The 13,718-nt window shown below is 67.1% G+C and carries 8 protein-coding genes and 5 pseudogenes; 8 read left to right on the forward strand and 5 right to left on the reverse strand.

Going from position 1 to position 13,718, the window contains the following annotated elements; genetic code table 11:
• Nucleotides 1-396 precede the first annotated feature (396 nt).
• Together DY245_RS06340 and DY245_RS06345 are read right to left on the reverse strand one after the other, a co-directional pair.
• Nucleotides 397-1,326: pseudogene (locus tag DY245_RS06340) on the reverse strand (IS5 family transposase).
• Between the two features lie 114 nt (nucleotides 1,327-1,440).
• Nucleotides 1,441-2,271, reverse strand: a complete 831-nt coding sequence (locus DY245_RS06345) for a hypothetical protein (protein ID WP_128504482.1) — start codon at nucleotides 2,269-2,271, stop codon at nucleotides 1,441-1,443.
• A gap of 298 nt (nucleotides 2,272-2,569) precedes the next feature.
• On the opposite strand from DY245_RS06345, the pseudogene DY245_RS06350 reads away from it, so the two are divergent.
• The 7 genes and pseudogenes from DY245_RS06350 to DY245_RS06385 all read left to right on the forward strand — a co-directional run.
• Nucleotides 2,570-2,796 (forward strand): annotated as a pseudogene (locus DY245_RS06350) (TerD family protein); the annotation flags it as partial.
• Between the two features lie 104 nt (nucleotides 2,797-2,900).
• Nucleotides 2,901-3,451, forward strand: a pseudogene (locus DY245_RS06355) (TerD family protein); the annotation flags it as partial.
• 301 nt (nucleotides 3,452-3,752) lie between these two features.
• Nucleotides 3,753-3,953, forward strand: coding sequence for a hypothetical protein (locus DY245_RS06360; protein ID WP_128504425.1), 201 nt, complete (start codon nucleotides 3,753-3,755; stop codon nucleotides 3,951-3,953).
• A 115-nt stretch (nucleotides 3,954-4,068) separates the two neighbouring features.
• Nucleotides 4,069-4,200: pseudogene (locus DY245_RS45895) on the forward strand (DUF475 domain-containing protein); the annotation flags it as partial.
• A gap of 386 nt (nucleotides 4,201-4,586) precedes the next feature.
• Nucleotides 4,587-5,120: a DUF6879 family protein gene (locus tag DY245_RS06375; RefSeq protein ID WP_128504429.1), complete on the forward strand. Its 534-nt coding sequence runs from the start codon at nucleotides 4,587-4,589 to the stop codon at nucleotides 5,118-5,120.
• 102 nt (nucleotides 5,121-5,222) lie between these two features.
• The gene (locus DY245_RS06380) at nucleotides 5,223-6,077 is read left to right on the forward strand and encodes a helix-turn-helix domain-containing protein (protein ID WP_342354171.1); all 855 of its coding nucleotides are present in this window, start codon (nucleotides 5,223-5,225) and stop codon (nucleotides 6,075-6,077) included.
• A gap of 473 nt (nucleotides 6,078-6,550) precedes the next feature.
• Nucleotides 6,551-7,771, forward strand: coding sequence for a hypothetical protein (locus DY245_RS06385; RefSeq protein ID WP_244942863.1), 1,221 nt, complete (start codon nucleotides 6,551-6,553; stop codon nucleotides 7,769-7,771).
• Here DY245_RS06385 and DY245_RS06390 read toward each other — a convergent pair.
• The 3 genes from DY245_RS06390 to DY245_RS06400 all read right to left on the reverse strand — a co-directional run bounded on the left by DY245_RS06390 (nucleotide 7,755) and on the right by DY245_RS06400 (nucleotide 11,274).
• Nucleotides 7,755-9,572, reverse strand: coding sequence for an asparagine synthase-related protein (locus DY245_RS06390; protein ID WP_128504431.1), 1,818 nt, complete (start codon nucleotides 9,570-9,572; stop codon nucleotides 7,755-7,757). The two genes, DY245_RS06385 and DY245_RS06390, sit on opposite strands and share 17 nt — an antisense overlap.
• Before the next feature lies 1 nt (nucleotide 9,573).
• A complete protein-coding gene (locus tag DY245_RS06395) occupies nucleotides 9,574-10,128 on the reverse strand; it encodes a lasso peptide biosynthesis B2 protein (protein ID WP_244942864.1) in 555 nt (184 codons plus the stop codon).
• A 606-nt stretch (nucleotides 10,129-10,734) separates the two neighbouring features.
• Nucleotides 10,735-11,274, reverse strand: a complete 540-nt coding sequence (locus DY245_RS06400) for a helix-turn-helix domain-containing protein (protein ID WP_425329351.1) — start codon at nucleotides 11,272-11,274, stop codon at nucleotides 10,735-10,737.
• 1,909 nt (nucleotides 11,275-13,183) lie between these two features.
• Between DY245_RS06400 and DY245_RS06410 the strand changes: the two are divergent.
• A pseudogene (locus tag DY245_RS06410) lies at nucleotides 13,184-13,427 on the forward strand (IS256 family transposase); the annotation flags it as partial.
• Nucleotides 13,428-13,718: the final 291 nt, after the last annotated feature.

The following is a 13,718-nucleotide window of genomic DNA, read 5'->3' on the forward strand; positions in this document are numbered from 1 at the left end:
TCACACCGGCTGTTGTGACTTAGCGCTTTAGGCAGTGTCTCTTCGATCAGGCGCATTGGTGGAGAAGTGCAGGGGGCCTCGGCCATCCAGCGGGTTCAGGAGTTCGTACGAATCTCGGAGGGAAGCCATGCGCCGTATCCCTGTAAAGGCCCTCTTAGCCGCTGCCTCGTTGGCGGCGGTGGCAACTGTGGTCACCGCAGGTCCCGCCTCGGCTTCTGTCAATCGACAGGACGCGAGGCATGTCTCGGCGTCGGGTTCTTGTGACGAGTTCGTCGCGGACCTTCCGATTGCCCCCAGCGACTCCGACGTTTACGTGGCGCTGTGCCAGGAGATGGGCCAGTAGCAGCTCCCGCACGCTGGACCGACGACCATTCGCTAGCGCGGCTGTCTCTTCCTTCACGTCCGGAGCCAGATCAGGAGGGCGACAGCGGTGATGGTGCCGAGGTAGATGTATCCGCGCTTGTCGTACCGCGTGGCGACCGCCCTGAACTGCTTCAACTTGTTCACCGCCCGCTCCACCGTGTTCCGGGCTTTGTATCGCGCCTTGTCGAAGCCAGGAGGCCGCCCGCCACGTGCACCCCTACGCAGGCGGGCGGACACGGTGTCGCTCTTCTCCGGGATCACGTGCCAGAGATGCCACGCCGCCGCAGATAGGAGCGGACCACGCCGTTGCTGTATGCCCTGTCGGCGCCGATGCTGTCCGGCAGTCGCCGCGGTCTTCCCGAGCCGAGCCGGGGGACGCGGATCTTGTCCAGGACCGGCTCGAACTGGGTGCAGTCCGCCCGCTGGCCCGGCGTGATGACCAGGGACAGCGGGCGACACTCTCCGTCTGCCGCCATGTGAATCTTCGTGGTCAGTCCGCCACGGGAGCGCCCAAGGTCTTCGCTTGCCGCACCGCCTCCGCCAGGAATGGGCGCAGGCACACCTGCGCACGCACGTGAACTGATCTTTACGCGGCCCCTTTTGAGGCAACAGGTGGTGGGCCCTTCGGCGCTCCGGCCGCGTGCTGGTGGGCGCGGATCGAGGTGGAGTCGATGTTGATGTTCAGTCAATGCCTTGCTCGGCGTCGGCGACCGCCTGGACATGCTGGAGCGGTCTCTCCCAAGTGCCGTCGGCTGACCACAGCATGTGACGCTTGTGGATGGTCTGCCACGGGCCGAAGCGTTCGGGCAGCTTGCGCCACTGACAGCCGGTGCTGAGCCGGTGGATGATCCCGTCGATCACCTGCCGGTGATCGCGCCACCGGCCGCACCGGTTGTTGCTCTTCGGCAGCAGTGGCTCGAGCACCGCCCACTCGTCGTCAGTCAGATCCCCCCGGCTGAGCATGACCAGAACAACGACTCACTGATCGAAGAGACACTGCCTAGTTGGCCAGTTAGCGGTCTAGTTGGCCCGAGTGTGCGCTGTGGTTGGCTCGCAGGTGTGATCTTCGGCGCTGGTTCAGGCAGCGGTTGCTCGGGCCGAGCGGAGTTGAGTGCGCAGGGCAGGCAGCCGGGCACAATCTTCAGATACGGCTAGGCCCTCACCCAGTGCCAGGAGCGAAAGGAGCTGCACCGGGCGGCCAGCTGTGGCCGCAGCCTCCAGTTTGTGGTGGCCGTCGAGGAGGAAGTGCGTCAGGCCCCAGTGCCGGTAGTGGTCGGCCGGCAGGCCGGAGGCGGGTTCGCACACGTCCAGCGTTGAGACCGCCACAGCCGTCGGGACCGTTCCCCGGCCCATGAGTTCGACGTACTCCTCGACGCGCTCCCTCGCGTTCCACGTCGGGGGAACCATGGGCACGACGAACTCATAGAGGTGAGCGGACGCGTCGACTGTGGTCTCGAAGGTCCGGTAGTACGGCGTGTGCGGGTATTCCGGGAGGCCCCAGAACTGGTCGAGCCCCCACGTGGCCACCTGCTCGCCGCTGAAGTAGTCGCCTTCCTGGCCGGGGACGACCAGACGGGGCTCCACGCGGAGCAGCACCGGAAGGTACTCGCCCTCCGGCAGCAACGCACCGAACGCATCGATCACGCCGCCGTCGTCCGGTACGGCCAGCGCGCCGGTGAACCGCTCCTGCACGCTCTCCAGCGACAACGTCTGCCTGGCAGTCTCCAACCGGCGGAACAGGAACGGGCATGTTCCGCACCAGAAGCTGAGTTCGAAGGCGGGTTCCCCGTCGACCACGAGCAACCTGCGCCCCGGCCCGCCCCCGGTCTCCCGTTGCTCCGCCTCGAAGCGCAACCGCGCCTCGGGGGCCGGGACGCCGAGCCTGCGCGCCTCGCCCAATTTGATCATCACGGACCGACCGTACGGGACGCTGCGGATCGGCACCACCGGCTACTGAGCGCGTATCTGACCGGTCGGGCCAACTATGGCGCTCAGTCACATGCGCTGAGACTGAACGCTTGAGTTGGCACTTGAGCAGCCGAGTCGGCACTTGTGAGCGCCAGCTTGACCGCCAACGCCGCGGCGGGTCGCCGGAGCAAGGTCGTGACGGAGCTCGCGGAGCCGGTCGGATCGTCCCAGGAGTGGGAGGAGCATCCGGGAGCGGCGGCGCAGGAGACACGCGTGGTGTGCCTGTCGCCAAGCGAGCCAGCAGTCGTTCGGCTTGGTGCGCAACGCGTTCATCCGCGTGGTGAACCAGGCGGGCGGCGCCGAGATCGCGCGCTATGAGACCTCTCCGAGGACGCCTCCATCGAGGCCGTCATGGTCTTCGGCGCGCTGTCCCGGCACGGCGCCGAGTGGAAGCTCCGTGCCATCGGCCAGGGCTACGCGTCGGGTCTGCGCGGTATTGCGCAGGACTTCGGCGTCAACGTCTGAGCCGAAGCGCAGCACCACGCTCACCGTCCGGCGCCGCACTCCCGCAGTGCGGCGCCGGACACACTCGACCGCAGCAACGCCTTACACCGGGGAGGGCCACGATCATGGGCGTCACGCTCGCCAAGGGGGCAATGTCTCCCTGTCCAAGGCCGCTCCGAATCTCACGCAGATCATGGTCGGCCTCGGCTGGGACGCGCGGTCCACGACCGGAGCGCCGTTCGACCTCGATGCCAGCGCGCTGCTGTGCGAGTCGGGTCGGGTGCTGGGGGACGAGTACTTCGTCTTCTACAACAACCTCAAGAGCCCTGAGGGCTCCGTCGAGCACACCGGGGACAACCTCACGGGCGAGCGGGAGGGCGACGACGAGTCGATCCTGGTCGATCTCTCGCAGGTGCCCGAGCAGGTCGACAAGATCGTCTTTCCGGTCTCGATCCATGACGCCGAGCTGCGCGGCCAGAGCTTCGGCCAGGTCAGCAATGCCTTCATCCGTATCGTCAATCAGGCCGACGGCACCGAACTCGCCCGTTACGACCTCAGCGAGGACGCCTCCAGCGAGACCGCGATGATCTTCGGCGAGGTGTACCGCTACAGCGGCGAATGGAAGTTCAGGGCGGTCGGCCAGGGGTACGCGTCTGGGTTGCGGCCAATCCCTTTACTGTTGCATCAAGTTCGAGCAGCGCAGCTCGACTTGAGGATGAGGAGTGAAGACGTGCGTCGTAGTCCCCCACAGAAGAGCCCCCTGTCCGTTGCTTTGGCCGGCGGACGGACAGGGGGCGAGGAAGACCGCCTCATCGACATTGCAGTGATCAAAGAGAGGTCCCTATGCGACAGGGTACTCATCACGGCAGAGCGGCCGTGGAACAGCCCAAGATGCAATGCCGTCCGGCTTCCGTGGAAGCCCCCAAAGGCTCCGGCTGTGCCACTGTCGGCACACAGCTCGTAAAGGAGGAGCTGCGGTGACGTCCGTGCTTGCCGTTCTGGATTTCCTCAGTCCGCGCTATCTGCTGATGGCGCTGCGTCTGCTGCCCGTCGTGCTGGTGGTGATCCTTATGGCGCCTGCGTTCCTGACCTGGATCTTTCTCCCGCCAGCGCGGCACGATGCCTTGCTGTCAGTCCTGCAGAAGCTCATCGACTGGACAAAAGTCTCTCGTGCGTAGGCGTGTCGTGTAACAGGGGCCAGGGGGCGAGTCCGGAGCCCGCTGGAGAGGCTGGGCTCGCTTCTGGTCCCTGGGCTTGGTTGTGTGAACGACAGAGAACACGCACGCGCGCACAGCGCTGATCAGCACCGGAATCCTGAGCAAGATCAATGACTTCTGACAGAAGATCTTCCTCACGATCTGTGTGCTCATCGCCGTCTTCGGCATGTGCCTGGTCTTCCCCGTCTCGGCTCAGGCCAGGACCGCTTCCTTCGCCAGGGCCGCGCGCTGCGGCCATCAGTCAGGCCAGGGTGCATTCAGCGAACCAACGGTGGGACAGCACGACGAAGCCGGGTCTCCGCCTTGACCTCCCGCGGCCTCGCGCGGGGCCGTCTGTGCAACATGGCGCAACTCTCTGGACGCCAGGAGGCGGACATGGCACTACTTTCGTCGGAACGGCCCCCGAGTCAGGCGGAGGCAACTGCCCGGCGGTCTGGGGCGACACGGACAATGAACAACCGGAGCTGGTTGTGCAGGGATGGTCGGTGGGCGAGGCGATGCGTGCGACGTGCGCTGCGGACAGCCCGCCGGCCGAGAACGAGACGGTCATCCGTATCCCGGCCCGCATGGTGCCGCTGATCAGGCAGGCGTGCGATGCCGCAGAGCGTGCCAGCAGCACCCCTGAGCTTTGACGAACTGCTGGACTCAGCCCAGTACCAGGCCCTCCACCTGGGACTCCGCGACACCTACGCCGTCGGTGAGGAACGGGGTGTCTACGACGCGTTTCTCACCGACGGCACCGTGCCGCCCTACGACTCCGCCTTCTGGCGTCCGTGGGTATCCCCGGTGGAGGGGACCGTCGCCCGCGGGGTGGCCGTACGGCGCGCCCGGATCGTCTCCGAACCGGTCACCGACTACGTCCGCTTCGAGCACGCCATCACCGCCAGCAACATCCGCGCGGGCGAGGAGGTTCGCTGGCTGGGCCGGCGGCACGCCTCAGCCCTGGCCCTGCCGGGCAACGACTTCTGGCTGATCGACGACCGCCTGGTGCGCTTCAACGTCTTCTCCGGTGACGGCGAGGCACAGGGCCCCGAGCACAGCGACGATCCGCAGGTCATCAAGCTCTGCGCCGACGCCTTCCAATCGGTGTGGGAGCGGGCCACCCCGCACGACCAGTACGAGATCTGACCAGCACTCCGAACCAGGGCCACCACCTTTCATGACCATCCTTTCGCCGTCCTCCGCCGTCCTCCGCCGCCCAGGCGGCACGCGCGGCTCGCCGGTCGCCTGGTGGCCATCCGCAAGAACGCCGGCCTCAAGGCGTTCGAGGTGGCGGCCCGTTGCGCCTGGCACAAGTCCAAAGCCTCCCGGATCGAAAACGGCCGCGTCCTGCCCTCCGACGCCGACATCCGCGCCTGGTGCACCGCCTGCTCCGCCGAACAGCACATCGACAACCTGATCGCCGAAAGCCGCAGCGCCGACCAGATGTACGTCGAGTGGAAGCGCCTGCACCACACCGGCATCCGCCACTTCCAGCAGTCCGTGGTGCCGCTCTACCAGCGCACCCGACTGTTCCGCGTCTACTGCTCCAACGTCATCCCCAGCCTGCTGCAGAGCCACGGCTACGCCGAGGCGCTGCTCTCCACCATCAGCGACTTCCAAGGCACCCCCAACGACGCCACCGAGGCCGCGGCCGCCCGCCTGGACCGCTCCCGCGTCATCTACGAAGGCGACCACCGCTTCGTCCTCCTTGTCGAGGAGACGGTGCTCCGCCATCGCATCGGCGCGCCCGACGTGATGGCCGGCCAACTCGGCAAACTGCTTGAGCTGATGTCGCTGCCCTCGGTCGCCTTCGGCGTCGTCCCCTTCATCGCCGAGCGCACCATGTGGCCGCTGGAGACCTTCATGGTCTTCGACACCGACCGGGTGCAGGTCGAGACGCTGTCCGCCGAAATCAACGCCACCCGGCCCCGAGGAAATCGCTGTCTACACCAAGGCGTTCACGGCGCTGCAGAACCTCGCGGTGTTCGGGCCGAAAGCACCTGCGCGGATCCTCGCCGCGATCGAAGCCCTCGGGTGAATCGGCGCAACTTCCCGCAATTCCTTGAGGTGCCCATAGCTGCCTCCCTAAGGGCTGTCCCGTAATCCCTGGCGGGCGCACGACGACAGCTACGGCACCTCGCCGCGTTGTCGGAGCGTCCGGATACGCCCAGTATCCGGACGTCCCTCCGCCTTGCGATGCAGCTCGGCATCCAAGGCACGAAGGCAAGAGCCGAGACGGAGCGAGCGCAGCGAGTGCAGTGCATCTGACGCCGTGCGCTGATCCACCAGGATTACGGGACAGCCCTTACCGCGACGTCGCGAAGCCCACCTGGCGAACCACCGGCTCGCACGTCCGGCGGCATCCGGATGGCGACCCGATGGATCGCCCCGGACGATGGTGCTCGAACCCTCGGCGCGACGGCAGATCTCCTGAGTCCGCGCTGCACACGTGTAGGGCACGACCGGCGGCCTCAGGAGGTGATCGCGTGCGGACTCCCCGCAAGCCTCGCTCCCGCTCGCACCCGGAAATGCGACGGCCCTTGCTGAGAACCTGGCAGTCGCGGGTGGCCCTGGCAGTGATCGTGCTGGTTCTCCTTCTGACCACGCTGCCGCTGGCTTATCTCGGCCGCGAGGACTTCGTCCATGGTCTGACCTTCCCCAGTCGCCTCACCGGTGCCGTCCTTCTCGCGATCTCGTTCACCACGCTCGTGGGCGCCGCCGCGGTCCTGGACCACTGGATCCGGCAGAGCTTCCCCTATTCCGGCCTGGTCGCGCTGATCGGCACGTTCGCGGCCTTGCTGACCAACGCCATGCTCTTGGCGCAGACAGTCAAGGACGGCGAGTCCGCGACCTACCCGGCGCTGTTCAGCGTGCTCACGGCGGGTTCGGTATACGCCGTCTTCGCGGTGTGGCGGACATCGGTCGTGATCCCCGCTCCGAAGCGGGTGGCCGCCGCGGTGATCGTCTCCTCGGTCATCGCGACCGCCAATTTCGGGTACCAGAACCTCTTTCAGCCGTACCAGCGACAGACCCAGCCTCTCATCACGGTGTCCATGGGAAAGCCGGTGCTGAGCAAGGACCGCACGGCATTCGCCGTACCGGTCGACATCACTCTCCGGAACCACGGCGACGTGGGTTTCTACGTGCTCGGCACCGAGTTCCACGCCATGGGGAAAAAGGTGCCGCTGAGCCCGAAGGACCGGCTCCGCCAGCAGTGGCGAACCGATGCCGAGCAGTGGCCCAACTCCTTGGATATGAACCCGCTCTCCCGCCGGGAGATTCACCAGCCCGGCGAGTTGGTCGAGGCAAAACCGTGGATGCCCGATGGAATTTGGGTTGAGTCGAACGACACCTACGCCACGCGAGTGGTGGTGCAACTGCCCATGAACACGCCGTACGACCAGGTGGCGTTCTATGCCACCGCGAGCCTCGCGCGCAAGGACCGGCTCGTGCTGGAGCCACCGATCGGCTTCGTGGCGTACTCCTGGGGCAGGGAAAAAGTCCCCGGATGGGTGAAGAGGCAACAGAGGAGTGGTCATGACTCTCTCGTCTACCGTGCCAGGGTGCACGAGAGCAATGCGCTCGACGAACACACAAGGGAAGCGCGTTTCGTCATCGTCTCCTGGCAGTTCGGCACGCACGGCGCGAGCGTGCAGACATCCGTTACGCGAAAAGGCGAGGAAAGCCGCATCTTCACCCCGGAGGAAACACGCGAAGTGGTGAGCCGGTACGGCCTCATCAACCTCACCACCGGCCCGGTCGAGCGGACCCTGTGGGACATCAAGAAGCAGCGGTGACCGGCACCGGCGCGCCGAGCGCGCCGGAACGCCGGTCCAGTCGCTCCAGCCAGGCCACCAGGGCGAGCGAGCTGTTCACGCGATCCCAGGAGTACGCGTCCCCCAGGCCGAGCTGGGCCTCCCGCACGGCCCGGCACAGCGTCTCGACGTCGAACATCTCCGCGATCAGCGGATGTCGGGCGGAGCGGCACAGGGCGATGAGTTCGTCGCCGTGTGTCCGCAGGCCGCGGGCATAGAGGTCGTTGAAGGGCACCTTGACGGTCCTGCCGCGGATCGGGGCCGGGAGCAGATCCGCCATGGCCTCACGGAGAACGGCCTTCGGACGGCCTGGTTGGAACGTGGCTGCGGCGGGCAGGCGGCTCATCGTGGCGACGACCTCCGGGTCGAGGAAGGGGTGCGAGAGGAAGAACCCGTCCTGTTGTGCGCGCTGCCAGGACAGCAGGTCAGGAGCGGAGACGTAATTGGCGGCGTCGTAGAGCGACTGTTCCGGCTTGCGCCCGAACACGAACCGGCTCTCCGCGATGCCCGCCTCCCGATAGCCGTGAGCGCGCGCGAATCCGGAGCGCAGCCATCCGGGGCGGTTGAAGGTGCCGAGGCCGCCGAGCACCGTTCCGCCGCGGAGGAGGGCGGTGATCCGTTCGGCTGCCAGCGGAAGCGCCGGCTGCACCACGTAGGCGCGGACGATGTCCCACAAGCCCCGCTCGCTTCCCGCGGCCCAGGCACGTGCCTGCTCGGCCATCTGCCGGAGCGCTCCCGTGCGGGCCAGCCTGTGCAGGTGGAACGGGTTGGCGTCCGCGATCGGATCGGCCCCGCAGCCGGTCAGGAGCGTGTCACAGCCCAGTTCCGCGGCCGCGGCGTGAAGCCTGGCCCAGAACGGGGCGCGGAAGGCGTGCGCATGAGGCTCGTCGGCGTCTCCCGCGTGGTGCTGGAAGTCGTCGAAGTCGGCCACGTCGTCGGCATCGACGATCACCGGGCGGGCCGCGGGTGTGTGACGGCGGATCTCCTCCATCGCGACGTCGAGGTACGGCTGCTCCGCAGCCAGCTCCCCGCGGGAGAAACGCCCGGCGAGCAGGACCAGGTCCCCGGCGCCGCCCCGTTCCGCGGCCAGCAGGCGTGCGGCGAGCAGCGCGACGCTGGTGGAGTCGGTGCCGCCCGAGACATGGCATGCCGTCGTCGTGCCCATGCGGCATCCGACAGCGTTCTCCAGCGCGAGGCGCAACTCCCGTGCGGCCTCATCGAGGCAGGAGCCGTCTGCAGTGGGCTCGGGCGGGTCGGTGGCCCGACGGGCGCGTCGCAGCGTACGACTGCGCATCTGCCCGGTGCGGGACAGCTCGACCACCTCGCCGCCGAGGACGCGGTGCACCCTGGCGAAAGGGGTGAGGTCCGAGTGCGGTTGCGCCATGTTCCCGGTGAGGTATCGGCAGAAGTAGCGGGGTTCCAGCTCTGTGACGCTCCCCAGGCAGCGGACCGAGGTGCTTACGGCGCTCACGCGGCCACCGGACTCCCTGAAGAACAGCGGGATGCGTGCCTGCTCGTCGCGCATCAGAAGGATGCGGTCGTGGTACACCAGAACAGCCGCGTAGTCGCCGGCCGGCACGGGCGGGGCGGCCCCCTGCCTGCCGGAGTCGTCGAGGAGGCTGCGCGCGCCCGCCGCTCGGTCACGGGCCGAGCCGACCCAGCCGACGACGGCCGCGGTGCCGGCCCGCGAGGAGACCGTCGTCACGAGTCCCTGACGCGCCATGGCCTCGCTGGTCCGGAGCCTCGGTGCGCCCTCGGCCCATTCGAGGCGGAGCGCATCCATGTCACTGTCCTTCGCAGTCGATCGAGAGCACCGGTGTGAAGGCGTGCCCTCGCGGATCGGCGTCGGGGATGCACAGGCCGCCCGAGGCTGTCCACGCGTGCAGGGCGAACGGGTGTTCATGCACACCGACGTGGAGTACGGCTTTCAGGCCACACCGCCGCAGCAGGACGAAGGCCGTCAGCGCCTCGGACTTGCAGTCGCCGTTGACGAACCAGCTTCTTCTGCTGTGTGACTGCACTGCTCGTTTCAGCCGTCCGACCTCCTCCGCGGAGGGGAGGTCCGCACGGGCGTATCCCGGGGCGGCCAAGGACAGCAGCCGGAGGACGCGCCCGAATCCAAGGGTCCGGATCAGCAGGTGCACTCCACCCAGCCAGAGCCCGACGCCGACGTCCGCGTATTTCTTCCGGCGGCCCGTCGCGCACCCGGCATGCATGAGACCGGTGACAAGTTCGGCGCGTTCCTCAGGGCTTCCGGAGGCGAATTTCTGGACTTCCGTCGTCGCCAATCCGAGAAAACGTGTCCGCTTCCAGTCCGCGATCAGCGCTCCGTCGGACATCCGGGTGACACGGCAATGCGGTGACAGGATCCTTGCCATGGCTGCCATGGCTGCCATGGCTGCCAGGGCATCGGGGTCCTCTGCCACCGCATATCCTCCAGGATTCCACCGTGAACGGTGTCAGTGCTGGTATCCGTGACCGTCGTAGAATCCGCCGCTGAAGCCGCGGATCAGACGGCCGTTACCGAGAAGGACGAGCCGATGCGGCTTACGGCGCCGCAGCAATCGGAGAAACATCGCCTACCTCCAGAACCGGCAGGACATCAACACCAGGCTACTCTCCCCCGAATGCCCCGCAACCGGACTGCCGACGTCAATCGGCCGACGTTCGGCACCTTTTCGGATCGGTGACGAGGCTTGTTGAAGACACCTCTCCGCTTGGACGTCGGAACAGGGGCACGATGCGGCGAATCGCCAAGGCCCTGGTTGCGGTGGCCGCTCTGTCGTCACACCGCAGAAGTGCGGCGGCGTTAGGGGCCTTGCCCACGATCATCGTTCTCCAGTCGCGGCCGGCCGGCCGGCCGGTTCGCGGAGCACGATGGAAACAGGCGACACAGCGCGGCAGCGATACCGTCGGCTGGTGTGATGCGCCTGAAATCCTGAGAGTTAGTTCTGCTTGGTTGGTGGCTCGTCCTGACCTTGGCGAGGGAGTTGAGGATCTCGTCGGCGGTCTTGGTCCAGGTGAACGGTCTGGTGCAGGCCGTCGAGGCGTTTGGCGACGAACCGGGCCCGCCAGCGGTCCACAGTCGACTCATCGACCCCCAGATCCGCTGCGGCCTGCTTGTTCGTCCCGCCCTCCGCGCACCGCAGCACGATCTTCGCGCGAAGTGCCAGGAACTGCGACGTCTTCGCCCGCCGGGCCCACCGTGTCAGCTGGGCCCGCTCGGCCTCGCTCAGGACCAAGTCAGCCTTCGGCCGGCCGATGCGGCCGGCGTCCTCAAGCCCGGCCATCCGCTCCGCAGTAAAACTCCGGCGCCACTTACCGGCCGTCTTGACCGCGACACCGACGGCCCACGCAGCAGCTGCATTTGACACGCCATCAGCGCACGCCTGGATGATCCGGGCCCGCTCGGCCGGGCGCCGGTCCAGCAATCCCGCCCGGCGCACCAGCTCGGCACGCTCCGCTTCGGACAGTGTGATCGCCACAGCAGAAGGTCCGGGATGCGTCATGCCAACGAGGTAGCAACTAACTCTCTGGATTTCGGGCGCATCACACTAGACCTGCTGATGGGTGGTCCGTAGCAGATGTCGCTGCGCCGTTGCCGCGAGACCGGCAACTGCTGGGCCGTAGCGCGGCAGCGCACGTACTGTGAGTGACCGTCCTCAGCGCCTCGCGGTAGCCCGTGGTCTGCGCGGGCGAGCTCGACTTCGCTACCCACCCAGCACAAGATTTTCCGGTGCTGGTTCGGTGCTGGTTCGGTGCTGACCGCGGAGGGGCGACGACAGGAAAACAGCAGGTCGTAGCTCTGATCGGATGAGTTGTCGTACCACTCATGGTGGTGCCGATGAGGCTCGCGGCGACGATGCGCTTGAGGTTGGTGGGTGGTGGGGTAGCGGTCGCGAGGGAGGACATCGACACCACTTCCTGACGAGGGGCGGGGACGTTTTGTGTCGCCACACCGTAGGAATGTGCAGGTCAGGCGCACATGTGGCGGGACCCCACACTTCGGGCTCCGACCGTGCGCGCGGGCACCATTACGCGGTGCGGAGGGGAGTCGGGGGGCGAAGTAAGCGTCGGACCTCGGCCGGTGCCGATGCCGCTTTTGGTCAGTTTTGACGGTGCGGTGCTGACTTCGTGCTGACTTCGTGCTGACTTCGTGTTGACTGAAGTCGCATGTCATCACCCCTGATCACCTCGCCCGTGCTGACTTGGTGCTGACTACGGAGAGTTGAACTTCGGCAATCAAGGCGGATCGGGCATCGGAGCCACGGACGTTCGTCTGCGCCATGGTGTGAGCATGATTGAACGCTGGTCGAGCGTGAGATGCCTGGAGTCGGTTGAAGTGCGGCCAGCCCAATGTGCATACCGGTAGGTTCTTCGTCTCCTGGTGGTACAGCGCGCATAGTGGTGCTGACCCGCTGAAACGGCGGTTGGCCGGCTGCTGGCAGAGTGTTGGTCCGGATCTTGGGCCGGAAACTGGGGGAGGGCTGTCGGTACTGCCCGGGAAGGCGACTGTCGGCAGGCTCCGGCGGTGAGAAGGGGGGCGGTGGTGGCGACCCTCGGTTGACTCGACGACGACCACACCACTTCCCTTCGCGGTACCCGTCGCCATCACAGCCGAAGTGGGGGAGTGCGGCGTGCGGGACACGAGGGGCCTGGGATGGCTCTCCTCGCGAGGTCTCGATCCCGAAGTGAGACTTGCGGCGATTCACTACTCGGTCTCCGCCCGCGCCCGGCTCAGCCCCGGCACTCGTGCGCGAGCCACAGGGCCTGCCAGGCCGGTGGGGCAGCACGTGTTGCCGCCAGCAGGCGCCTCTGCAGGACGCGGCCGCCGACGGTGGAACCACATGGCACAGGTTGTAGATCGCGTCTCGTGCGGTCCAGGTGGTCCAGGTCAGGAGCGTAGGCGCAGGTCAGGCCCTTGTGGTCCAGGAGCGTCAATGCTGTTGGTGAGACGCGTGTGATACTGCGTGAGAGGCGAGGAACCCCTGTCGGCTTGTCGGCGGGGGTTCCTGCGTTCGGGGACGGGCCCGGTGGGCCGTCTTTTCCCGACACCGGCCGACCTCAGTCGGGTCCCAGCACCCGGCAAGACAGCCGTCATCTGTGCCGAGCCTTCNGTCGGGTCCCAGCACCCGGCAAGACAGCCGTCATCTGTGCCGAGCCTTCCAGGCGGACGGGCCGGATGTCGCGTGGGCTAATCGATCGGCGGGACGCTTGGCCGGTTACGCGGAGCGGGCGGAGCCGGGCGCCGGCGGCCCGCTCCATGGCTCCCGCCTCGGCGGGAGCCGCGGTCAGGGTCTTGTCGGCCCCCGGGACGCGGCGCTTGGTACCAGCGGAGCGAACGTCGACGCTGGTGGATCACTCCTGCGGGAAGGAGGCGCACCTTCCCGCTGGGTGGCGGTCTTCGACTTCCCGGCCGAGCACTGGATCACCTTGCGGACCACGAATCCGATCGAGTCGACCTTCTCGACCGTCCGGCTGCGGACCCGTGACACCGCCGCCCTGGCCATGGTCTTCAAGCTCGTCGAGTCCGCCCCACAGCGGTGGTGGGCGGGCGGTCAACGCGCCTCACTTCGTCGTCCTCGTCCGCGCCGGAGCGGTGTGCGTCAACGGCAGACCGGTCGGGCGACCCGGCTAGGTGGCGGCGTGCTGCGGCGAGAAGGCTTCGACCGTGACGTGGTCGTCGAGTCGGCCGCCTGTCAGGTTCGTCCTCCTTCACGGTCGGCGGCTCCATCTCTCGCCTCGTCCCCCTGCTCAGCTCCACGTTCCGGGCCACATTGCGCGCCAGTTCGTCCTCTCCAATGACGTGCCCGGGTGGGGCTGTGTGTTGGTCTGTCCGGGTGATAGTCGGGTCAATACGGTGGTGTTTTATTGGCCATTTCGGGTTAATGGTGGTGACCGTTTTCCGGTGGGTTGCCCATCTCTCCGG

The organism is Streptomyces inhibens (assembly GCF_003389455.1).
GTDB lineage: Bacteria > Actinomycetota > Actinomycetes > Streptomycetales > Streptomycetaceae > Streptomyces > Streptomyces inhibens.

Coding starts and splice junctions, on each gene's coding strand:
- DY245_RS06395 (WP_244942864.1), bottom strand. CDS start 10,128: ATGTCCGACGGAGCGCTGATCGCGGACTGGAAGCGGACACGTTTTCTC.
- DY245_RS06345 (WP_128504482.1), bottom strand. CDS start 2,271: ATGATCAAATTGGGCGAGGCGCGCAGGCTCGGCGTCCCGGCCCCCGAG.
- DY245_RS06390 (WP_128504431.1), bottom strand. CDS start 9,572: ATGGATGCGCTCCGCCTCGAATGGGCCGAGGGCGCACCGAGGCTCCGG.
- DY245_RS06375 (WP_128504429.1), top strand. CDS start 4,587: ATGCCGCAGAGCGTGCCAGCAGCACCCCTGAGCTTTGACGAACTGCTG.